This window comes from Streptomyces sp. NPDC014891, from assembly GCF_043081085.1.
In the GTDB taxonomy this organism is placed as follows: domain Bacteria; phylum Actinomycetota; class Actinomycetes; order Streptomycetales; family Streptomycetaceae; genus Streptomyces.
In genome coordinates, this window is record NZ_JBIBWF010000008.1 from 46,064 (window position 1) to 67,468 (window position 21,405).

The 21,405-nt window shown below is 72.8% G+C and carries 18 protein-coding genes; 7 read left to right on the forward strand and 11 right to left on the reverse strand.

Annotated features, from left to right (window positions below; genetic code table 11):
- Positions 1-40: 40 nt before the first annotated feature.
- The 5 genes from ACF09E_RS22870 to ACF09E_RS22890 all read right to left on the reverse strand — a co-directional run bounded on the left by ACF09E_RS22870 (position 41) and on the right by ACF09E_RS22890 (position 7,488).
- Positions 41-2,905, reverse strand: a complete 2,865-nt coding sequence (locus tag ACF09E_RS22870) for an FtsX-like permease family protein (RefSeq protein ID WP_392206768.1) — start codon at positions 2,903-2,905, stop codon at positions 41-43.
- A complete protein-coding gene (locus ACF09E_RS22875) occupies positions 2,902-3,636 on the reverse strand; it encodes an ABC transporter ATP-binding protein (RefSeq protein WP_392206769.1) in 735 nt (244 codons plus the stop codon). The genes ACF09E_RS22870 and ACF09E_RS22875 overlap by 4 nt, the downstream gene beginning before the upstream one ends.
- A 219-nt stretch (positions 3,637-3,855) precedes the next feature.
- A complete protein-coding gene (locus ACF09E_RS22880; protein ID WP_392206770.1) occupies positions 3,856-4,581 on the reverse strand; it encodes a PadR family transcriptional regulator in 726 nt (241 codons plus the stop codon).
- Positions 4,582-4,677: 96 nt separating this feature from the next.
- On the reverse strand, positions 4,678-5,412 hold the full coding sequence (locus ACF09E_RS22885) for a hypothetical protein (RefSeq protein WP_392206771.1): 735 nt from the start codon (positions 5,410-5,412) through the stop codon (positions 4,678-4,680).
- A gap of 420 nt (positions 5,413-5,832) precedes the next feature.
- Positions 5,833-7,488 carry a protein kinase gene (locus tag ACF09E_RS22890; protein WP_392206772.1) on the reverse strand — a complete coding sequence of 552 codons (1,656 nt, stop codon included), beginning with the start codon at positions 7,486-7,488 and terminating at the stop codon, positions 5,833-5,835.
- A 275-nt stretch (positions 7,489-7,763) separates the two neighbouring features.
- Between ACF09E_RS22890 and ACF09E_RS22895 the strand changes: the two genes are divergently transcribed.
- Positions 7,764-9,374 carry a protein kinase gene (locus ACF09E_RS22895; protein WP_392206773.1) on the forward strand — a complete coding sequence of 537 codons (1,611 nt, stop codon included), beginning with the start codon at positions 7,764-7,766 and terminating at the stop codon, positions 9,372-9,374.
- Between the two features lie 36 nt (positions 9,375-9,410).
- Here the strand turns inward: ACF09E_RS22895 and ACF09E_RS22900 are convergent, their stop codons facing one another.
- From ACF09E_RS22900 to ACF09E_RS22910, 3 genes are all read right to left on the reverse strand, one after another.
- The gene (locus tag ACF09E_RS22900; RefSeq protein ID WP_392207076.1) at positions 9,411-10,409 is read right to left on the reverse strand and encodes a phosphotransferase; all 999 of its coding nucleotides are present in this window, start codon (positions 10,407-10,409) and stop codon (positions 9,411-9,413) included.
- A gap of 132 nt (positions 10,410-10,541) precedes the next feature.
- Positions 10,542-10,994, reverse strand: a complete 453-nt coding sequence (locus ACF09E_RS22905) for a pyridoxamine 5'-phosphate oxidase family protein (RefSeq protein WP_361848814.1) — start codon at positions 10,992-10,994, stop codon at positions 10,542-10,544.
- Positions 10,995-11,167: 173 nt separating this feature from the next.
- Positions 11,168-11,827 (reverse strand): response regulator, encoded by a 660-nt coding sequence (locus ACF09E_RS22910; protein ID WP_392206774.1) that lies wholly within the window; start codon positions 11,825-11,827, stop codon positions 11,168-11,170.
- Between the two features lie 339 nt (positions 11,828-12,166).
- Here ACF09E_RS22910 and pdhA point away from each other — a divergent pair, with 339 nt between their 5' ends.
- The 5 genes from pdhA (at position 12,167) to ACF09E_RS22935 (ending at position 17,862) form a co-directional block, all read left to right on the forward strand.
- Positions 12,167-13,345 (forward strand): pyruvate dehydrogenase (acetyl-transferring) E1 component subunit alpha, encoded by a 1,179-nt coding sequence (gene pdhA, locus ACF09E_RS22915; protein ID WP_361848808.1) that lies wholly within the window; start codon positions 12,167-12,169, stop codon positions 13,343-13,345.
- 2 nt (positions 13,346-13,347) lie between these two features.
- Positions 13,348-14,328, forward strand: a complete 981-nt coding sequence (locus ACF09E_RS22920) for an alpha-ketoacid dehydrogenase subunit beta (protein ID WP_361848805.1) — start codon at positions 13,348-13,350, stop codon at positions 14,326-14,328.
- Positions 14,329-14,359: 31 nt separating this feature from the next.
- Complete coding sequence (locus tag ACF09E_RS22925; RefSeq protein ID WP_392207078.1) at positions 14,360-15,769, forward strand: dihydrolipoamide acetyltransferase family protein; 1,410 nt, start codon at positions 14,360-14,362, stop codon at positions 15,767-15,769.
- A 138-nt stretch (positions 15,770-15,907) separates the two neighbouring features.
- Positions 15,908-16,549, forward strand: a complete 642-nt coding sequence (locus ACF09E_RS22930; protein WP_361848803.1) for a GntR family transcriptional regulator — start codon at positions 15,908-15,910, stop codon at positions 16,547-16,549.
- On the forward strand, positions 16,546-17,862 hold the full coding sequence (locus ACF09E_RS22935; protein WP_392206775.1) for a nitrate/nitrite transporter: 1,317 nt from the start codon (positions 16,546-16,548) through the stop codon (positions 17,860-17,862). Before ACF09E_RS22930 ends, ACF09E_RS22935 begins: the two co-directional genes overlap by 4 nt.
- Positions 17,863-17,895: 33 nt before the next feature.
- Here ACF09E_RS22935 and ACF09E_RS22940 read toward each other — a convergent pair whose 3' ends face one another.
- Complete coding sequence (locus ACF09E_RS22940) at positions 17,896-18,723, reverse strand: maleylpyruvate isomerase family mycothiol-dependent enzyme (RefSeq protein ID WP_392206776.1); 828 nt, start codon at positions 18,721-18,723, stop codon at positions 17,896-17,898.
- A 155-nt stretch (positions 18,724-18,878) separates the two neighbouring features.
- Between ACF09E_RS22940 and ACF09E_RS22945 the strand changes: the two genes are divergently transcribed.
- The gene (locus tag ACF09E_RS22945) at positions 18,879-19,676 is read left to right on the forward strand and encodes a carbon-nitrogen family hydrolase (RefSeq protein WP_392206777.1); all 798 of its coding nucleotides are present in this window, start codon (positions 18,879-18,881) and stop codon (positions 19,674-19,676) included.
- 193 nt (positions 19,677-19,869) lie between these two features.
- Here the strand turns inward: ACF09E_RS22945 and ACF09E_RS22950 are convergent, their stop codons facing one another.
- Positions 19,870-20,718 carry a histidine kinase gene (locus tag ACF09E_RS22950; RefSeq protein WP_392206778.1) on the reverse strand — a complete coding sequence of 283 codons (849 nt, stop codon included), beginning with the start codon at positions 20,716-20,718 and terminating at the stop codon, positions 19,870-19,872.
- A gap of 66 nt (positions 20,719-20,784) precedes the next feature.
- Positions 20,785-21,393: a hypothetical protein gene (locus tag ACF09E_RS22955; RefSeq protein ID WP_392206779.1), complete on the reverse strand. Its 609-nt coding sequence runs from the start codon at positions 21,391-21,393 to the stop codon at positions 20,785-20,787.
- Positions 21,394-21,405 lie beyond the last annotated feature (12 nt).

Sequence of the window (21,405 nt, forward strand, 5' to 3'; positions counted from 1 at the left end):
TCCACCCTCGTACGGGGGCACGGGACGACAACGAAGACCGTCAGGTCGCCTCGCGCCGGGCCAGCGCGCCGCGGGAGCGGGTCACCAGGGCGGCCAGCAGCGCGGCGCCGACCGGTACGGCGACGAGGAGTCCGGCGAGGGTCTCCCAGGGGATGACGATCGGCACGTACGGCGCGTCGGCGGCCGTGCTCCAGCCCTGGGCGACGGACTCCTCGTGCCAGCGGAACTGCTGCCGTTCCTCGTTCAGCCGGAGTCCCACGGCGGGCAGCACTCCGGCGGCGGAGCCGAGGAGGACGCCCATCGCGGCGACGACACCGCACTGGAAACCGCTGAGGGTCCGGCGGACCCGCGGCGGGGCGCCGACGGCGGCCAGCGTCTTCAGATCGGCCTCGGCGTCGGCCTGGGCGAGCCCGGTGGCGATGCCGGCGGCGCCGACGGTCACGAGCCCCGCGAAGATCGCCAGGGACAGCAGGATGAGGCTGTACGAGTTGACGAAGCCCTCCTCGACGTGGAGTTCGACGTTGCTGCCGAGCTTGGTGAGCTCGCCGTCGAGCTTCTGGCGCGCCTCGGTGTCGGGCAGCCGGTCCGTGCTGGCGTAGCTGCCGAGCGGCACCGTCGTGAGTCCGGCGGCCTTGGCGGTGGCCGGGGTCATCAGGGCCTGGACGCCGTAGGACTGGGTGTCCCCGGGGACCTGGTACGCGGGAAGCAGGGTGACCTTGCCAGGCGCGGGCTTGCCGTCCTGGGAGGCCTTGTCGGCGGCGGCCAGGTCGGTGATCTGCTTGATCCCGTACCTGCCGTTCTTGTCGACGTTGACCGGGTTGAAGCTGACGACCTTGCCGTCGGCGAGGGCCTTCACGGTCGCGGGGTCGTCGAGGCCGAGCACCTGGAGCAGTGCGGCGTCACCGACGAGGAGCCCGCCTTCGGAGACGTACATGCCGTTGCTGCGGCCCTCCTTGCACCGCCAGTCCTCGCTGAGCATCTTGCGGCGCTGATCGGGGGTGAACTTCTCGGCGGGGTCGCCGCCGCCGGGGACCGAGGCGTACATGGGGCACTCGTTCGCCGAGGGGACGACGACCTCGAAGCGGCCGCAGCCCGCGGCGCTGTCCCAGGGCATGCAGCTGGGCTTGCCGACCGCGACGCGCTGGACGTCGGCGCGGACGTCGACGGGGACGTACCGCTGGATGGCGTCGCGGACGGCGGGGACGTCCCGGCCGCCCTCCTCGTTGACGAACGCGGCGACGGTGCCGTGCGGCAGCTGGGCCGTGTACTCGGCCCTGCGCTGGGCCTCCTCGCTGGCCATGTAGGTGGAGACGGCGACCGTGCCGGCGACGGCGGCGAGGACGGCGGCGACGGCGGGAGCCGTACGGCCCCGGTTGCGCACGGCGTCCCGCAGCGCGAGCCGCGGGGACAGCGGCAGCCAGCGGCCGGTCCGGCCGAACAGGCCGACCAGCGCCGGGGTCATGGCGACCACGCCCAGCTCGGCGATCGCGGAGCCGCCGGCGACGATGATGAACTGCTGGCTGACCATGGACCCGAAGAGCGCGATGGCGCCGCCGATCAGGAGCGCCGCGAGGCCGATCAGAGGCAGGACACGGCTGCTGCGGCGGATACCGCGACGGCCGGTGAGCGAGGCGAGGACCGTCTGCCGGGAGGCGGTGATCGCCGGCACGATGGCGGCGAGCAGACCGGTCAGCACGGCGAGCAGCGCGATGCCGAGGATCTCCAGCGGCCGGACGTCGAAGGCGCCGAACCGCTGCCCCATGGTCTCCTCCAGGAAGGGCTGGAGCGCCTTGGTGAGGATCAGGGCGAGGACTGTACCGGTGATCGCCGCGGCGACACCGATGACCAGACCGCCGCTCAGCACGATGGCCCGGATGTGGCTGCGGGCGCCGCCGTTGGCCCCGACCAGACCGAGCTGGCGGCGCGAGCGACGGGCGCCGACCGCGAAGGCGGGTCCGGCGAGCAGGCAGATCTCCAGCATCGCCAGACCGACGACCGTGCCGACGGCCGCGAGTTCGGCGGCGTTGCCGACCGCGCTGGACTCGAAGTCGCCCCAGCCCTCCTTCTGGAAGAGCGGGATCTCGGACTTGGCCGGCGGGTCGATCATCACGGCACGGGAGGAGACGATCACACCCTTGGTGTTGATCTCCTTGACCATGTTCCACGTGAAACCACCCGACGCGCGCACCAGGTACGTGGTGCTGGTGTCGGGCTTCTGCAGACCGGCCTTCTCGACGGCCTTCGCGTACGGGGCGTGGAAGGCCCCGGGGAGCACGTTGACCTGGTCGGCCTTCAGCTGGTCGGGAATCTCGTAGGAGCCGACGATCCGGTACGGGCGGTCGAAATTGCGTGCGGAAAGGGTCGAGCCGACCGAGAGACCGCTGCTCTCCAGGAAGTGCGAGGTCGCGACGACCTCGTCGTTCTTCTCCGGGTAGCGGCCCTCCAGCAGGGTCGTGATGCCGCGCGCCATCGGGTCGGCGGCCTTGAGCTCACGCACCTCGGTGACGAGCAGACCGTGCTTCGTCGTCAGCTTGGCGCTGCCGGAGGTGTCCGTGAGGACCGTGGATCCCGCGGGGAAGGTCTTGGTGACATCGGTGGGGCCGCTCGGCCAGACCGTGTCCGCGTAGTCCTTGGCCGGGGTGTTCAGGTCCCCGGACGGGTCCTGGAGGATCGGCACCCCGCCGTAGCCGGAGTCCTTGAAGCGGGCGTCGGCCGCGCCGATCGAGCGGTCTGCCCGCTCGGCGGGGGACAGCTCGGAGCTGCGGAAGGTCAGATCGAGGGCGCTGACGCCCAGGATCGGCAGGGCGATCATCGCCAGGACGAGGGCGCTGCGGCCCTTGGAGCGCCAGGCGTCGCGGCGGGCTATGCGTATCGCGGCCCGCCAGGAGTGGAACCAGGTCTTCACGCCTCAGCCACCTGGCCCGTCAGCAGGGAATCGGCCTCACTGCGCACGGTCTGGTCGACGATGGCGCCGTCCCGCAGGAACACGACCCGGTCCGCCCAGGCCGCGAAGCGCGGCTCGTGGGTGACGAGGACACCGGCCGCGCCCGCGTCGCAGCGGCTGCGGAGCAGGGCGAGCACGGACTCGCCGGTCTCGGAGTCGAGGGCGCCGGTGGGCTCGTCGGCGAGGACGAGGCGGCGCTCTCCGACGAGGGCGCGGGCGATGGCCACGCGCTGCTGCTGGCCGCCGGACATCTCGTCGGGGAAGCGGTCGGCGAGGTGGCCGAGGCCCATCTCCTCCAGTGCCTTGAGGGCCTCGACGCGCGCCTTCCGGGAGGAGGTCCCGTCCAGCTCGCGCGGCAGGGCGACGTTCTCGGCGGCGGTGAGGGCCGGGATGAGGTTGTAGTCCTGGAAGACGTAGCCGATGCTGCGGCGGCGCAGGGCCGCGAGCTCCTTGACGCTCGCCGTGGTGATGTCGGTGTCCTCGACGATCACCTCTCCCGAGGTGGGGGCGTCGAGGCCGCCGGCGATGGTGAGCAGCGTGGACTTGCCGGAGCCGGACGGGCCCATGACGGCGACGAGTTCACCCGGGTACACGGCGAGGTCGATGCCGCGCAGGGCATGCACCTCGGTGGCACCCGCGCCGTGGACGCGGGTCAGGTTCTTGAGTTGCAGCACGGGCTGCTGTGCGGACATGAGGGGTCCCCCCTTGGGCGTGTCCGGCGATCGGCCGGACACGGGAGCGAGCGGTGGAAAGGTGGTACGGCCGGTGTGGCGCGGGCCGTTCGGCGGACGGTGTGCGGGCCGTTCGGCGGGCGGTGTGCGGGCCGTACGCCGGATGCGGCGCGCACGTGGGGCGCGCGTCGCCGGAGGTACGGGTGGGGCGAAAGGTGCGGGTGGGGCGTGGGGCCGCGGTCAGCGTCCCCGGGCCGCGGGTGGGGTGGTCTCGGACGGTGCGGTGCCGGTGCGGACCGCGTCGGCGCCCGGCCGGGCGACGGTGTCGGGTCCGTCGGCGGCACCGGGTCCGTCGGCGGTTCCGGGGGCCTTCCGGGCCGGGGGCGCCGCGGCGCCCGGAGCGGCGCCCGCCTCCGCGGCCGTCGTCGAGAGGCGGATCAGCCGGGACTCGCAGTGGTCCAGCCAGCGCGCCTCGGCCTCGGTCTGGAAGATCAGCTGTTCCAGGACGAGCAGCCAGGCGACGTCGTCCCGCTCCCGCGCTCCGCCGCTCTCGACGGCGATCAGGGCCTGGGCCTTGAGGCGGGTGTAGTCCTGCATCGCCTTCACGGTGTGCCGGCGCTGGGACTGGATGACGTCGCGGATGTCGACGCTGGGGGCGCCCACGGCCATGGCGAGCTTGATCGCCAGCTCGTCACGGGCGGGGCTGGTGCGGTCCACCGGCTTCTCGAACCAGGTCCGCAGTTCGGCGCGGCCGCTGTCGGTGATCGTGTACAGGGTGTGCCCGGCCGGGTCCTCGCCGCCCTGGGCGACCATGCCGTCGCGTTCGAGCCGGTTGAGGGTCGTGTACACCTGGCCGACGTTGAGGGGCCAGGTGGAACCCGTGCGCGACTCGAACTCCGTACGGAGCTGGGAGCCGTACCGAGGGCCGCGTTCGAGGAGGGCGAGAAGCCCGTGGCGGATGGACATACTCAGTATGTATACCGGGTATGCCGGGACGGACAACCGTCCTGAGACGGAAGGGCCGCATCCGCCTCAAGGGGGACCCCGGGGGTCCGCGAGGGCTCAGCGGCGCCGCATCCGGAGCCCGAGGAAGCCGATCCCGAGCCCCATCAGTGCCAGGCCGACCCCGAGCGTGAGCACGGGAATCCGCTGGTCGACGAGGGGTTCGGCGGATTCGGCGGCCATCCCCGGCGCGGCGCCGGGCCGGCTCGCGGGTGCCGCCTCCGGTGCGACGGCCTCCTCCTCGCGTACCTCCCGGGCCTCCTCCTCGACGGCCTCGGGGCGCTCCGGGTCTGTTGCAGTTTCGGTACGAGGGGACTCGGGCTGCCGGGGCGCGTCGCCCGCGGGCACCGGGGCCACGGAGCGTCCCGGCCGTGGTCGCCCCTCACCCGCGGGCCGGCCCGCCAGCGAGGCGGAGCCTTCGGGCGAGGGCGCGTCGCTGGGCTCGGCGCTCGGAGCGGCGGGGGCGGCCGCGCCCGTGCCGGCGGGGGCGGGCGCGGGAGGCGCGGGCGTGCCTGCGGCGCCGGTGCGTCCCGGAGAGGGGGAGGTGGCGGAAGGGGAGCGGGTGACCGTCGGGGAGGGTGCGACGGAGGAGGCCGACGGGGTGGGCGGCGAGGTGGAGGGCGGGGGCGGCGTGGCGGTCGGGGGCGTGGTCGGCGCCACGATCACCGTGGAGCCGGCCGGTGCCTCGGCTCCGTGGGCGAGCGGCCCCCCGGGCAGGGCGCACGCGCCGGCGAACAAGCAGGTGAGAGCGGATCCGAGGACCCGTGCCCGCGCCCTGCGGAGTGCTGGAGTCACCGGGTGACCCCCTCCCGTACCGAGCCGCCGAGATAGTGAACTCAGCGTCACATGTCGGGGCGAGTCCGGCATCCGGGACGGGGGCGGTCGACGTAAAGGAGCGTCAGGAAGGGTGACGGCGACGCCCGGGAACAGGAGGAACGGCTCCGAAGCCGGAATCCGGGGAGGAACAGAGGGGTCCCCCGTTTGGACGGGACTCCCGGTGCACGGCCCCCGGCAGGAGGCCCTCCCGGCACGAGGCCCTCCCTGCATGACGCCGCCTCCCGGCGCGAGGCCTCCCTGCACGGCCCCCTGCACGAAGCCCCCTGCACGAAGCCCCCTGCACAAAGCCCCCTGCACGAAGCCCCCCGCGCAAAGCCCTCCCCGCCGGACCGCGTCCGGCGGGGAGGGCCTCGTCCGACAGCGGGGAGGGCGACCCGTCTACTGCGGCGGGTTGCCGGTGGAGACCTTGAGGGTGAACTCGGCGTCCTTGTCGGTGATGTCCTCGCCGGCCGGCGGGTACTGCTCCAGGATCGTGCCCTCGCCGTACGTGGACTCGTCCACGGGCGTCTGCGTCATGATCTTCCAGCCGCCGGCCTGGACGCAGGCCTTCACCGACTGGATGTTCTTGTACGTGAAGTTCGGGACCTCGAACTTCTCCGGGTCGTCGCTCGACTCCGTCGGCTGGCTGCACTTCTTCGGGTCGATCGTCTTGGTGAGGTCGGGGCCCTTGTGGCCGGGTGCCGCGGTCTGGCTCTGCTGGGTGCCCGTGCCGCCGGTGCCGGCCTCGGGGTCCTCGCCCTTGTCGAGGTTCAGGGCGACGAGCAGGCCGCCGACCGCGAGCAGGGCGACGACGACCGCGCCGACGATCATCGGGGTGTTCCGTCGCGAACCGCCCGCCGTGCTCGGCGCGGACGTGTGCGCGGTGGAGTACGGAGCCGGGGTGGGCGCCTGGTACGCGTTCTGCTGGGCGTGATGGGTCTGGTACCCGGGAACGGGCGTCGGCGCCTGCTGCGGGTAGCCGTACGAGGGGGCGGGCGCCGGGGTCGCCGGACCGTACGGCCCCGGCGTCGGCGGCTGGTAGGGGTGCTGCACCCCGTGCGGTCCGGTGTGCGGGGCCGGCGGCGGGGTCTGGCCGACGGGCGGGAAGACCGCCGAGCCGACGCCCGCGCCGCTGCTGACGGGGTTGCCGGGGACGATCGACGGAGCACCGGTCTGGCCGGCGGAGAGCACCCGGAGGCACTCGTCGCGCATCGCGGCCGCGTTCGGGAACCGCTCGTTCGGGTTCTTTCGCAGCGCGCGGGCGACGAGCGCGTCCATCGCCGGGGTCACCGCCCGGTTGACGGTCGACGGGGCGACCGGCTCCTCCTGGACGTGCGCGTAGGCGATGGCCAGCGGAGAGTCGGCGTCGAAGGGCAGCCGGCCGGTCAGCAGCTGGAAGAGCATGATGCCGACCGAGTACAGGTCGGAGCGGGCGTCCACCGCGCGCCCGAGGGCCTGCTCGGGGGAGAGGTACTGGGGGGTGCCGACGACCATGCCGGTCTGGGTCATCGACGTGACCCCGGACTGCATGGCGCGGGCGATGCCGAAGTCCATGACCTTGACCACGCCGCGCTTGGTCTGCATCACGTTGCCGGGCTTGATGTCGCGGTGGACCAGGCCCATCTCGTGGCTGACCTCCAGCGCGGCGAGCACGTCCGCGGTGACCTTCAGCGCCCGGTCGGCCGGCATCGCGCCGTACTGCTGGATGTCCGAGGCGAGGACCGAGCCGAGCGGCTGCCCCTCCACGTACTCCATGACGATGTACGGCATGACGGCGCCGTCGAGGGTGTCCTCGCCGGTGTCGAAGACCGAGACGATGTTGGTGTGCGACAGCTTCGCGACCGCCTGCGCCTCGCGGCGGAAACGTTCGCGGAAGGACTGTTCGCGGCCCAGCTCGGTGTGCAGCGTCTTGATCGCGACCTGGCGGTCGAGCGCGCTGTCGTAGGCGAGGTAGACCGACGCCATCCCGCCCTCGCCGAGAAGGTCGCGCAGCTGGTACCGGCCGCCCGCGACCGAACCGCCCGCATAGCGGCCCTGTGCGCCGTCCTGGCTCATCTGTGCTTCCCCCTACGCGCGCGAGGCGGCGTTGATCCGGAATTTCTCGGCCAAGTCTGCCCGAGGGCAGTGACACGTCAAGCCAGGTGCCCGTTCCGTGACCCTCCGCACAGGAAGCTTCTCCGAACCGTTTCCGCGGGGGCGGAGGAATCCTGTCGAATTTGCACAGGTGTACGTGGAAGGGATTGGATGGCCGGTCCATCTCGGACCGTGGTGTCGTACGGAGCCTGTAGCGTGACGACTGGACACGGCACGACAGACGACGGCGAGGACTGATGGCACCCGAATCCGGAGCAGGCGGCGGCGTGCCGGACTCGTCGGCGGAGTCCTGGGGCGTCGGCGGGGTCGTCGGCGACGGCCGGTACCGCCTGACGCACCGTCTGGGACGCGGCGGCATGGCGGAGGTCTTCGCGGCCGAGGACGTGCGGCTCGGCCGCACCGTCGCGGTCAAGCTCCTCCGCGCCGACCTCGCCGAGGACCCGGTGTCCAAGGCCCGCTTCACCCGCGAGGCCCAGTCGGTCGCCGGGCTCAACCACCACGCCATCGTCGCGGTCTACGACTCCGGCGAGGACATCGTGGCCGGCCGGCCCGTGCCGTACATCGTGATGGAGCTGGTCGAGGGCCGCACCATCCGCGACCTGCTGCTCAGCGCCGAGGCCCCCGGGCCCGAGCAGGCCCTCATCATCGTCTCCGGGGTCCTGGAGGCGCTGGCCTACTCGCACCAGCACGGCATCGTGCACCGCGACATCAAGCCGGCGAACGTGATCATCACCCACGGCGGCGCCGTGAAGGTCATGGACTTCGGCATCGCCCGCGCCCTGCACGGCGCGCAGTCGACGATGACCCAGACCGGCATGGTCATGGGCACCCCCCAGTACCTCTCCCCCGAGCAGGCGCTCGGCAAGGCCGTCGACCACCGCTCCGACCTGTACGCGACGGGCTGCCTCCTCTACGAACTCCTGGCGCTGCGGCCCCCGTTCACCGGTGAGACGCCGCTGTCCGTCGTGTACCAGCACGTCCAGGACGCGCCGGTGCCGCCGTCCGACGTCACGCAGTCCGTGCCGCCGGAGCTCGACGGCCTGGTGATGCGCTCGCTCGCCAAGGACCCGGACGACCGGTTCCAGAGCGCCGAGGAGATGCGCGGCCTCATCCAGTACGGCCTGCAGATGCTTCAGCAGCAGGGCGGCCACACCGGCACGTGGAACACCGGGCCGGTGGAGGCGCACGAGGGCGGTCACACCCCGGTCGGCGGCGTGGCCGCGACGACCGCGATGGGCCACCCCATGCACGGCGACACCTCGCAGGGCCCGATCCTTCCCCCGATGAACCCGGAGGACGGCGGGTACGGCGGATACGACGGCGGTACGGGCGGCAACGGCGGCTACGGCCAGGACGGTTCGTACGGGTCGCACGGCGGGAACGGCCGCCGCGGCAAGATCTGGCTGTTCGCCGCGCTCGCGCTGATCGCGGTCGTCGCCGGGGTCGTCTACGCCCTGGACAAGGCCGGCGCACCCGGTGGCACCACGGGCGGCACGACGCCGACGGTCAGCACCTCGCCGTCGACCCGGTCCGAGGAGCCCTCGCCCTCGCCGTCGACGGAGTCCGAGCAGCCGTCGACCGACCCGGGCACGTCCGACGGGGGCGTCACGCAGGACCCGTGGCCGCCGCCGACGACGTACCAGCCGACGACGCAGCCGCCCACGACGGCTCCGCCGACGACCGAGCCGTCGACGACGACCGAGCCGCCCACCGAGCCCACGGACGAGCCGACGGAGCCCACGGACCCGCCGACGAACACGGATCCGCCGGAGACCGGGACGCCCACCGATCCCACCGGCGGCAACAACTCGGACCCGCCGCCGACGGACGGCACCGAGTCCGGCTGACCCGGGCCCGGTCCGGGCACCGGCCCGGACGCCGCCTCACCCCGCGAACGCGTCGCTCACCGCCGCGTACTCGCGGGTCCACCAGACCGCCAGGGCCGACATCGCGGGAAACTGCGGGTCGGCCCTCAGGTCGTGCAGCTGGTAGCGCCACCGCAGGGTCCAGAAGTCGTTGAGCCGCTCCCACCACACCCGGTGGACGGCCGCCGCCAGCTCGGCGCGGTCGGCGCCGCTCGCCCGCCGGTACGCCCGGGCGTACGCCCGTACCTTCTCCAGGGCCAGCTCGCCCCCGGGCCGCACGAAGAAGATGGCGGCGGCCCTGACCGCCTCCTCGGCCCTCGGGCGGACCCCGAGCCGGTCCCAGTCGACGATCGCGGCGGGCTCGGCGCCCCGGTAGAGCAGGTTCAGCGGATGGAAGTCGCCGTGCACCCAGCCGGCCGCCCCGGCGGGCGGCGGCCGGTGGTGGGCGTACTGGGCGAGGAGCCGGCGGCGCTCCCTGAGCCGGTGCAGGGCGAGGACGTCGAAGCTGTCGCGGGGGCGGTGCGCGCGGGCCAGGCGGATCAGCTCGTCGATGGCCCGGAAGGTGTCCTGGAGGTCGGCGCTGGCGCGCCCGCCGTCCGCGGACTCGTCGGCTGTCCCGTCGGGTCCCGGGGGCTCCATGACCCGGTCCAGAGCGGTGTGGACCTGGCCGAGGAGGGTGCCCAGGCGCCGGGAGCAGCCGGTGGACAGCTGGGCGCCGTCGCGGTGGCGGCCGTCGACCCAGGGGTGCAGGGCGTAGCAGTGGCCGTCGACGACGGCGACGGTGCGGCCCCTGCCGTCGGGCAGTGGCGGGGCGACGGGCAGGCCGAGGGCGTGCAGCCGCTGGGTGGCCCGGTGCTGGCGGGCGATGGTGGCGCGGTCGGCGGTGGGGGCGTCGAGGTGTTGTTTGAGGAAGTAGGTGCCGCGGGTGGTGGAGAGGCGGAAGCCGCGGTTGAGCAGGCCCTCGGCGACGGGCACGCAGGAGAGGGGTTCCCCGGCGTGCCGGTGGCGGCGGAGCAGGGCGCCGACCGGTGGGGCGGGCGGGGCGCCGGCGGGGCGGGCGGCGCCCGGTCGGTGACCGGGCCGCGGGGCGGGCGGTTCGCCCGGAGGAGTGAGCGTTTCAGATGAGCGCGGCACCCGCCAGATGTTAGATCACGCTACGTGGTGGAGGTGTCGCCGGACGGAGTGGGTGGTGGCACGGGTCACCGGGGTCTCGCTCGCGTAGTCGAGGGCGTGGACCGTCACGAACTGCGGTTCGATCCGCATGTAGACCGGATCGAAGGCCTCGCCGTCCACCCGTTCCGGTTCGGTGCCGAACTCCCTGAGCTCCTCGGCGGTCGGCTCGACGATCTCGGCGGTGCCGGTGAACTGCACGGACCAGAGGTTCGCCGACCCGGAGCTGAAGTTGTCCGCGCCGTAGGCGACGACGCTGCCGTTGCAGGCGCGGTGGTAGCCGAGGCCCCGGTGCAGCCGGAGCAGCACGCGGCCGTCGGCCACGATGTGGCGGGCGGGGGCGACGAACGGCATCGCCCGCATGCTCGTCGCCACCCGGCCGTACGCGACGCGGCCGAGCAGCTCGATGGCGCGGATCTCGTCGGTGGACATGCCCTCCACTCTCCGCCACCGCCAGCTGTCGGAGAAGGGGCCCCTGCCCCGCGTTCGCGGGGACGTAGGTCCCGAATCGGGACCGTCGGCCGCACCCGGGCCGGGGCGTGCCGGGGCCGGTCGGCCGGCCCGGCGCCACCGGTGCCCCGGCCGTCTCCGGCCCCGGGAGGACGTCAGTGGCGTTCCGCCTGGAGCCGCGCCACGTAGGCGGCGGCCTGCGAGCGCCGCTCCATGCCCAGCTTCGACAGCAGGCTGGAGACATAGTTCTTGATGGTCTTCTCCGCGAGGTGGAGCCGCTCGCCGATGACCCGGTTGGTCAGACCCTCGCCGATCAGGTCGAGGATCTTGCGCTCCTGATCCGTCAGGTTGGCGAGCTTGTCGTCGCCCTTGGGGTTGTTGCCGTCCCGCAGCCGCTCCAGGACGCGGGCGGTCGCCACCGGGTCGAGCAGGGACTTGCCCGCGGCCACGTCCCGCACCGCGTTCAGGAGTTCGTTGCCGCGGATGGCCTTGAGGACGTACCCCGAGGCTCCGGCCATGATCGCGTCGAAGAGCGCCTCGTCGTCCGCGTACGAGGTCAGCATCAGGCACTTGATGTCCTCGTCCCGCGAACGGATCTCGCGGCAGACCTCGACGCCGCTGCCGTCCGGCAGCCGGACGTCGAGCACGGCGACGTCGGGGCGGGTCGCGGGGATCCTGACCAGCGCGTCCGCCGCCGTCCCGGCCTCGCCGACCACCTCGATGTCGTCCTCCACGGAGAGCAGCTCGTGGACGCCGCGCCGGACGACTTCGTGGTCATCCAGCAGAAATACCCGGATTTTTCCTTCTTCGCGCACGCTGCCAGTCTCACATATTGGCTCTTCCCGCGCCCGGGGTGCGCGGGATAACGTGCCGGATGTTCCGACGACGGCGTCGGGCCGTTGTCCACGCGCTGACCAGCAGCGAGTCCCTCTTTTCTCGATTTACTTGGAAATCCAAGCAAAATCGCAGGTCAAGGAGGGTTTCGCGGGAATGCCGCACTATGGGTAACGTGCCTATGACGGCGCTCGCCGGGGCACCTGTCACGCCCGACTCCGGCCGCGTCGCACCCACCCCGTGCGAAGGGTACGGATAAGGCGGAGCCGCACTGGTCTTACCGGCGAACCCGGAGGCCGGACCGACGGAGGAGCACGCACGTGACCGTGGAGAGCACTGCCGCGCGCAAGACGACGCGACGCAGCAGCGGCGCCAAGCGCACCACCAGCGCCGCAGGCGCGAAGAAGGCACCGGCGGCGCAGGGCGCGGAGCCCGAGCTCGTCCAGCTGCTGACGCCCGAGGGAGAGCGCGTCCAGCACCCCGATTACGACATCGACCTGAGTGCCGAGGAACTGCGCGGTCTCTACCGCGACATGGTCCTCAGCCGTCGCTTCGACGCCGAGGCCACCGCGCTCCAGCGGCAGGGCGAGCTGGGCCTGTGGGCCTCGCTGCTCGGCCAGGAGGCCGCCCAGATCGGCTCCGGCCGTGCCCTGCGGGACGACGACTACGTCTTCCCCACCTATCGTGAGCACGCGGTCGCCTGGTGCCGCGGGGTCGACCCCACGAACCTGCTCGGCATGTTCCGCGGTGTGAACAACGGCGGCTGGGATCCGAGCACCAACAATTTCCACCTGTACACGATCGTGCTCGGTTCGCAGACCCTGCACGCCACCGGTTACGCCATGGGCGTCGCCAAGGACGGCGTGGATTCCGCCGTGATCGCGTACTTCGGTGACGGCGCCTCCAGCCAGGGCGACGTGAACGAGTCCTTCGTCTTCTCCGCGGTGTACAACGCCCCGGTCGTGTTCTTCTGCCAGAACAACCAGTGGGCCATTTCCGAGCCCATCGAGAAGCAGACCCGCGTTCCGCTCTACCAGCGCGCCCGCGGTTTCGGCTTCCCGGGCGTCCGCGTCGACGGCAACGACGTCCTCGCGTGCCTGGCCGTGACCCGGTCGGCGCTGGAGCGCGCCCGCCGTGGCGAGGGCCCGACGCTCATCGAGGCGTACACCTACCGCATGGCCGCGCACACCACCTCGGACGACCCGACCCGCTACCGCCGGGACGCGGAGCGCGAGGAGTGGGAGGCCAAGGACCCGATCCAGCGCCTCAGGACGTACATGGAGAACGAGGGTCACGCCGACGCGGCCTTCTTCGAGGAGCTGGAGACGGAGAGCGAGGCGCTCGGCAAGCACGTCCGCGAGGTCGTCCGCGCCATGCCCGTCCCGGAGCACATGGCGATCTTCGACAACGTGTACGCGGACGGGCACGCGCTCGTCGACGAGGAGCGGGCCGAGTTCGCCGCCTACCAGGCGTCCTTCGAGGGCGGAGAGGCCGAGTAATCATGGCTGTTCAGAAGCTTCCCCTCGCGAAGGCGCTCAACGAGTCGCTGCGCAAGGCGCTGGAGACCGACCCCAAGGTCCTGATCATGGGTCTGGACGTCGGCAAGCTCGGCGGCGTCTTCCGGATCACCGACGGGCTGCAGAAGGACTTCGGCGAGGACCGGGTCATCGACACCCCGCTCGCCGAGTCCGGCATCGTCGGCACCGCGATCGGTCTCGCCCTGCGCGGCTACCGCCCGGTCGTGGAGATCCAGTTCGACGGTTTCGTCTTCCCGGCGTACGACCAGATCGTGTCCCAGCTGGCGAAGATGCGGGCCCGTTCGCTCGGCACGGTGAAGATGCCGATCGTCATCCGCATCCCGTACGGCGGCGGCATCGGCGCCGTCGAGCACCACTCCGAGTCCCCCGAGACGCTCTTCGCACACGTCGCGGGCCTCAAGGTCGTCACCCCGGCGAACTCCAACGACGCCTACTGGATGCTCCAGCAGGCGATCCAGAGCGACGACCCGGTCATCTTCTTCGAGCCCAAGCGCCGCTACTGGGACAAGAGCGACGTCGACACCGAGGCCATCCCCGGCGAGCTGCACAAGGCCCGGGTCGCCCGTGAGGGCACCGACCTCACCCTGGCGGCCTACGGCCCGATGGTGAAGACCTGCCTGGAGGTGGCCGAGGCCGCCGCCCAGGAGGGCAAGTCGATCGAGGTCGTCGACGTGCGCTCGATCTCGCCGCTCGACTTCGACACCATCCAGGCCTCGGTGGAGAAGACCCGCCGCCTGGTCGTCGTCCACGAGGCCCCGGTGTTCTTCGGCTCCGGCGCGGAGATCGCCGCCCGGATCACCGAGCGCTGCTTCTACCACCTGGAGGCCCCCGTCCTGCGGGTCGGCGGCTACCACGCGCCGTACCCGCCGGCGCGCCTGGAGGAGGAGTACCTGCCGGGTCTCGATCGCGTGCTCGACGCCGTCGACCGCTCGCTGGCGTACTGAGGAGAGCACCGTGACGATCCGCGAATTCAAGATGCCCGACGTGGGCGAGGGCCTGACCGAGGCCGAGATCCTCAAGTGGTACGTCCAGCCCGGTGACACGGTCGAGGACGGCCAGGTCGTGTGCGAGGTCGAGACGGCCAAGGCCGCCGTCGAGCTGCCGATCCCCTTCGACGGCACGGTCCACGAGCTGCTGTTCCCCGAGGGCACCACGGTCGATGTCGGCCAGGTCATCATCTCGGTGAACGTCGGCGGCGGAGCGGCGCCCGCGTCGCCGGCCGCCGAGGCCGCTCCGGTCGCCGCCGCGCCCGCCCCGGCCCCCGCCGAGGAGGCCGCGCCCCAGGGCCGTACGCCGGTCCTCGTCGGCTACGGCGTGGCCGCCAGCTCCACCAAGCGCCGCGCCCGCAAGGCGGCGCAGGGCGCGGCCCCGGCCGCTCCCGCGCAGGCCGCCCCGGTCGTCGAGCCGGCCCCGGTGCCCGTCACCGTGCCGGAGCAGCTCAACGGCCACGGCCCCGGTGCCGGACGCCCGCTGGCCAAGCCGCCGGTCCGGAAGCTGGCCAAGGACCTCGGCGTCGACCTGGCGACGGTCACCCCGACCGGCCCGGACGGCGTCATCACCCGGGAGGACGTCCACGCGGCGGCCGCCCCGGCGCCCGCGCCGGTTGTCCAGGCCCCGGTGCCCGTCGCCGAGCCCGAGGCCGCCCCCGCGCCCGTCCAGGCGGCTCCCGCCGTGTCCACCGACGCCCGGGAGACCCGTGTGCCCGTCAAGGGCGTACGGAAGGCCACGGCGGCCGCGATGGTCGGTTCGGCCTTCACCGCCCCGCACGTCACCGAGTTCGTGACCTTCGACATCACACGCACGATGAAGCTGGTCGACGAGCTCAAGGCCGGGACGGACATGGCGGGTCTGCGGGTCAACCCGCTGCTCCTCATCGCCAAGGCCGTCCTGGTCGCGGTCAAGCGCAACCCGGAGATCAACGCGGCCTGGGACGAGGCGGCGCAGGAGATCGTCCTCAAGCACTACGTGAACCTGGGCATCGCCGCGGCCACCCCGCGCGGCCTGCTCGTGCCGAACATCAAGGACGCGCACGCGCAGACCCTGCCCGAGCTCTCGGCGTCGCTGAGCGAGCTGGTCTCCACCGCCCGCGAGGGGAAGACGACCCCGGCGGCGATGCAGGGCGGCACCTTCACCATCACCAACGTCGGCGTCTTCGGCGTCGACACCGGGACGCCCATCCTGAACCCCGGTGAGTCCGCGATCCTCGCGGTCGGCGCGATCAAGCTCCAGCCGTGGGTCCACAAGGGCAAGGTGAAGCCGCGTCAGGTCACCACGCTGGCGCTCTCCTTCGACCATCGCCTGGTCGACGGTGAGCTGGGCTCCAAGTTCCTGGCGGACGTCGCCGCGATCCTGGAGCAGCCCAAGAGGCTGATCACCTGGGCGTGAGGTCCGAGTCGCACCGTTTCACGTGAAACACCCGGCCGGGGGTGATGCCACCTCCGGCCGACGGCAGGACCCCGAGGGCCCCGTCCACGATGTGGACGGGGCCCTCTGTTGCACCCCTGTTGTATCTATGCTGTGTGCATGGCATCCGCACCCCCCGCAGCCGACCGTGTCTACATGCACGTCAAGCAGGCCGTACTCGACCGGCGCTACGAGGGGGGCACCCTCCTCACCGAGGGCGAACTCGCCCTCGCCGTAGGGGTGTCGCGGACCCCGGTCCGCGAGGCGCTGCTCAAGCTGGAGATGGAAGGGCTGCTCAAGCTCTACCCGAAGAAGGGCGCCCTCGTCCTCGCCGTCTCCGCGCAGGAGATCGCCGACGTCGTCGAGACCCGACTGCTCGTCGAGGAGTTCGCCGTCCGGCGGGCCGTACCCGCGCCCGCCTCGCTGATCGCCCGCCTGGAGGAACTCCTGGAGGAGCAGAAGCTGCGGGCCGCGGCCGGAGACCTCGCGGAGGTCGCGGTCACCGACCGGTGCTTCCACGCCGAGATCGTCCAGCACGCCGGCAACCAGATCCTCTCCCGCCTCTACGACCAGCTCCGCGACCGCCAGCTGCGGATGGGCGTCGCCGTGATGCAGTCCCAGCCCGACCGCGTCGCCAAGAACATCACCGAGCACGCCGAGATCCTCGACCGCATCAAGGCCGGCGACACCGAGGGCGCCGCGCACTGCGTGCGCCAGCACCTCAGCTGGGTCAAGGTCCTGGTCCGGGGGGACCACCGATGAGCAACCGCAACGGATACGGCGCGGCCGTCACCCTCCCCGGCGACCCGCCCGGCGGCCGCCGCGCCGCCCTCGTCTGGGGCGTCGGCGTCGCCGTCTACTTCGTCGCCGTCATCTTCCGCACGTCCCTCGGGGTGGCCGGCCTCGACGCCGCCGACCGCTTCGACGTCAACGCCTCGGCGCTCTCCACCTTCTCCATCCTCCAGCTGCTCGTCTACGCGGGCATGCAGATACCCGTCGGCCTCATGGTCGACCGGCTCGGCACCAAGAAGGTCCTCGTCCTCGGCGTCGTCCTCTTCACCCTCGGCCAGCTGGGCTTCGCGCTCTCCCCCTCGTACGGCACCGCCCTCGCCTCCCGCGCCCTCCTCGGCTGCGGCGACGCCATGACCTTCATCAGCGTCCTGCGGCTCGGCAGCCGCTGGTTCCCGGCCCGCCGGGGCCCGCTCATCGGCCAGGTCGCCGCCCTCTTCGGCATGGCCGGCAACCTCGTCTCCACCGTGTTCATCGCCCGCGCCCTCAGCGGACTCGGCTGGACGGCCACCTTCGTCGGCAGCTCCCTCGCCGGCGTCCTCGTCCTCGTCCTGCTGCTGCTCTTCCTCAAGGACCACCCCGAGGGCCACGCGCCGCAGCCCGCCGAGCACGCGGGCGCCGCCTACGTGCGCCGTCAGATCGCCCAGTCCTGGCGGGAGCCCGGCACCCGGCTCGGAATGTGGGTGCACTTCACCACCCAGTTCCCCGCCATGGTGTTCCTGCTCCTCTGGGGGCTGCCGTTCCTGGTGGAGGCGCAGGGACTGTCCCGGTCGACCGCCGGGACCCTGCTCACCCTGGTCGTCCTGTCGAACATGGTCGTCGGCCTCGCGTACGGGCAGATCATCGCCCGCCACCACGCGGCCCGTGCCCCGCTCGCCCTGGGCACGGTCGCCGCGACCGCCCTCCTGTGGGCGACGACCCTCGCCTATCCCGGCGAGCACGCCCCGATGTGGCTGCTCGTCACCCTCTGCCTGGTCCTCGGCGCCTGCGGGCCGGCGTCGATGATCGGCTTCGACTTCGCCCGCCCGGCGAACCCGCCGGAGCGTCAGGGCACCGCCTCCGGCATCGTCAACATGGGCGGTTTCGTGGCCTCGATGACGACGCTGCTGGCCGTGGGCGTGCTGCTCGACGCGACCGGAGACGACTACCGGATCGCGTTCTCGTCGGTCTTCGTCCTGGAGGCCCTGGGCGTCGTGCAGATCCTGCGGCTCAAGGCCCGTACCCACCGCAGGGAGCGTGAGCGGCTCGTCGCCAGCAGGGTGGAGGCCGTCCACGTCCCCGTCTAGGGGACGACCCGCGGTGTCGCCGCGTCCGGGGAACTACCGCGGCGTCACCGTGAAGTTGTCGAGGATCGCCTGCGTCAGCGCCTCGTCGCCCTCGGTCTTGATCCGGTCGGCCGCATCGGCCGCCCGGACCCGGCCGCAGGCCAGGCGCACGAACGTCTCCCAGTCCGTCGCGAGCGTCACCGCGGGCCCCAGCGAGGGCGCGCCGTCGATGGAACCCCGGCCCTCCGCGTCGACCCGTACCGTCCGCAGGAACTCCACCGGACCGCTGACGTCGACGACCACGGCCGAAGAGGCGGGCGCGCCCGCGTCCTTGGCGATGACCTTCGGCAGGGCCTCCAGCAGCACGTCGCGCGTCACGTGCGCGCCCGCCGAGTCCAGGTTGCCCGGCCGGCCGAGCGCGGTCCGCAGGTCCTGCTCGTGCACCCACACGTCGAAGGCGCGCATCCGGTACGCCAGTTCCAGTGACTGCTCGGCGCCCAGCGGCGCGCGGATCAGGTGCTCGGGGGAGCGGTTCTCGTTGCGGAGCTGCCGGGCCCGGCGGATCAGGATGTACTCCAGCTCCGAGGTCATCTCGGGCGCGGTGTGGTGCCGCCGCACGTCGACCTGGACCTCCATGTAGCGCGCGAAGTCGCTGCGCACGTGGTAGAGATCGCGCGGCAGCGAGTGGATCGGGCGCGGGTCGCCGAGCATCTCGGTCTCCATGCCGATCACATGCGACACGATGTCCCGCACCGACCAGCCTGGGCACGGTGTGGGCCGGTTCCACTCGCCCTCCACGAGCGGCTGCACCAGCTCGGCTATCGCCTCGATGGAGTGGGTCCAGGCGTCGGCGTAGTTCTGGAGGCTGGGATGGACGGTCACGGGACCCCTCGGCGGTTCTTCGGTGCGCGGGCTGAAAACACGACTGGGTGGGAGGCTCGGACGCTAAGTTACGCTGCCCGAAGGCACCCCGGCAGTGCTTTCGTGTGACGATCGTAGGCCGGTGTTGACGGCTCGAATGCCAGGACGGTGGTAGTGTGCGCGCCTCGCTGATCCAGATCGCGGTAGACCCGGACGAACCGGTCGACGCCCGACGGGCCCGCGTGGCCCGTCTCGTACGGGAGGAGTCCGGCCGCGCCGACCTCGTCGTCCTGCCGGAACTCTGGCCCATGGGGGCCTTCGCGTACGAGTCCTTCGCCGCCGAGTCGGAGCCGCTGAACGGCCCCACCCACCGCGCGATGGCCGCGGCCGCGCGCGACGCCGGGGTCTGGCTGCACGCCGGGTCCTTCGTCGAGGCGGCGGGCGGCGCGCTGTACAACACCTCGCTGGTCCTCTCCCCCGACGGCGAGCTCGTCGCCTCCTACCGCAAGATCCACCGCTTCGGCTTCGACAAGGGCGAGGCGGTGCTGATGGCCGCGGGGGAGGACCTGGTCACCGTCGACCTCCCGCACCTCGCCGTCGGCGTCGGCACCTGCTACGACCTGCGCTTCCCCGAGCTGTTCCGCGGGCTCGTCGACGCGGGCGCGCAGGCCTTCGTCGTCCCGGCCGGCTGGCCCGCCCGCCGCCGCGCCCACTGGAGCCTGCTCGCCCGGGCCCGCGCCGTCGAGAACCAGGCGTACGTCCTCGCCTGCGGTACGGCGGGCTCGCACGCGGGCGTGGAGCAGGCCGGCCACTCGATCGTCGTCGACCCCTGGGGCGAGACCCTCGCCGAGGCCGGCCCGGACGAGGAGGTCCTGCGGGCGGTCCTGGACCCGGCGAAGGTCACGGCGACCCGGGAGCAGTTCCCGGCCCTGAAGGACCGCGTCCTGGGAACGGCCCCGCCGAAGCGGGGCTGACCCGGGGACGACGGGGACGCGGGGACGCGGGGACGCGGGGACGCGGGGACGCGGGGACGCGGGGACGACGGGGCGCGTACGGCCGCGCGCCCCGCGCCCGTACGGCCGCGGCCACCGCTCCCGGTCCCGTACGCCGAAGGCCCGGCGTCGCGGCGCCTCACCGGCCCCCGGACCGCGCCCGGCCCCCGCCCCGCTACGCCTGCTCGGGGGCCGGGCGGCGGGTGATCTCCGACTCGTCCGGCAGCAGGCCGGTCAGCTCCTGCCAGATCCGCTTCGACGCGACACGGCGCAGCCGGAACGGGCTGCCGGCCGTCGCGCCGCCCTCCGCCATCGGCTCGGCGGGCAGCTCGCGCAGCCACTGGCCGTGCGGGCCGCAGTCCCACGCGGCGACCGCGCGGGCCGTCACGCCGGGCACCCCGTCCTGACGGCCCTGCCACGCCGCGGTCATCCGCCAGTTCGACCGCACCTCCACGATCAGCTGAGAGAGCCGCGTGGCGGTGACCTCCGACGCGCCGGCCGCCCGCAGCGCCTCGACGACCAGGGACCGCTCGTCCGCGCCCGGCGTCGACGCCGCCTTCTCCAGGGCCCGCAGCCCGGCCTCCAGGACGCCGACGGTCGTCTCCACGACCTCGTCCGCCCCGTCCCGGCCCGCCGCGTCGGACTGGCGCAGCGCGATCAGGTCGGCCAGCGTCCACACCACGGTCCGCGGCTCGACGAGCCGGTACACGGCCTCCTCCTCGCCCGGCCAGGTCTCGTGGCAGACGACGTGCTCGTCGCCGACGAGCAGCCCGTGGTGCAGGGTGCCCTGCCGGCCGCCCGCTTCGAGGGAGACGATCACGGACGGGTTGACGAGGGTCTGCATGAGGGGCAGCAGGAGCGCGGAGAGCTCCCCGGCCCCGTTGACGAGGCCGGCGTCCCGGAGCCGCGCCTCGGCGGGCGCCATGGACTCCGGGACCGGCTGACCGGTCGCCAGCTGGGCGAGGACGAAGACCTCGTCGTCGGCCAGCCGGAAACGGGATCGGGTCACGTCGAAGGAAGGCATGTGTCGCTCACTCGGGTAGGGCGGTCAGGTCAGGTACGACGGAGGGGGACCGGGGGCGGCGGCGGATCAGTACGCCGCCTCGGTCCAGAAGTGGGTCACGCGGGAGATGCCCGCCTTCACCGCGCCGATCCGGGTCAGGGCCGCCCGGTCGACACCCGCGAAGATCAGCCCGAGGGCCAGGTCCCCGCCCTCGGCGCGCCCCTCGACCCGCACGGACAGCCGGCGGTTCTTGCCGCGCCCGGACTCGCGGACGGTGATCCTGACCCCCGGATCCTCGTCGTCGGGCTCGCGGGTGAGGACGTAGGCGTTCTTGTCGAGGGCCGCGAGCCGGTACCGGTCGCCCGCGTACTTCATGGTGAGGGCCCGCTGGTCGCGGGTGGCGCCGAACCGGTTCCGCGACACGTACACCATCCGGTCGCCGACGCGCAGCGTGAACCGGTTCAGGGTCGGCAGCTTGAGTCCCTCGGCGTGCATCCCGCGGGCCTCGACCGAGGCCACCGGCAGCAGCCCGCCGCGCACCTCCGAGACGAGCGTCTCGGGGTTCGTACGGGGGAGGGGAGCCGTCAGCGTGATCTCGCCGAACTCCGGCGAGACACCCTTCCAGCCCGCGCTGTAGTGGTGCCGGTCCCCCTCCTTCCACGCGTGGAGCTCGAACGGGCTGACCTGGGTGTGCATGGACGCAGTCCT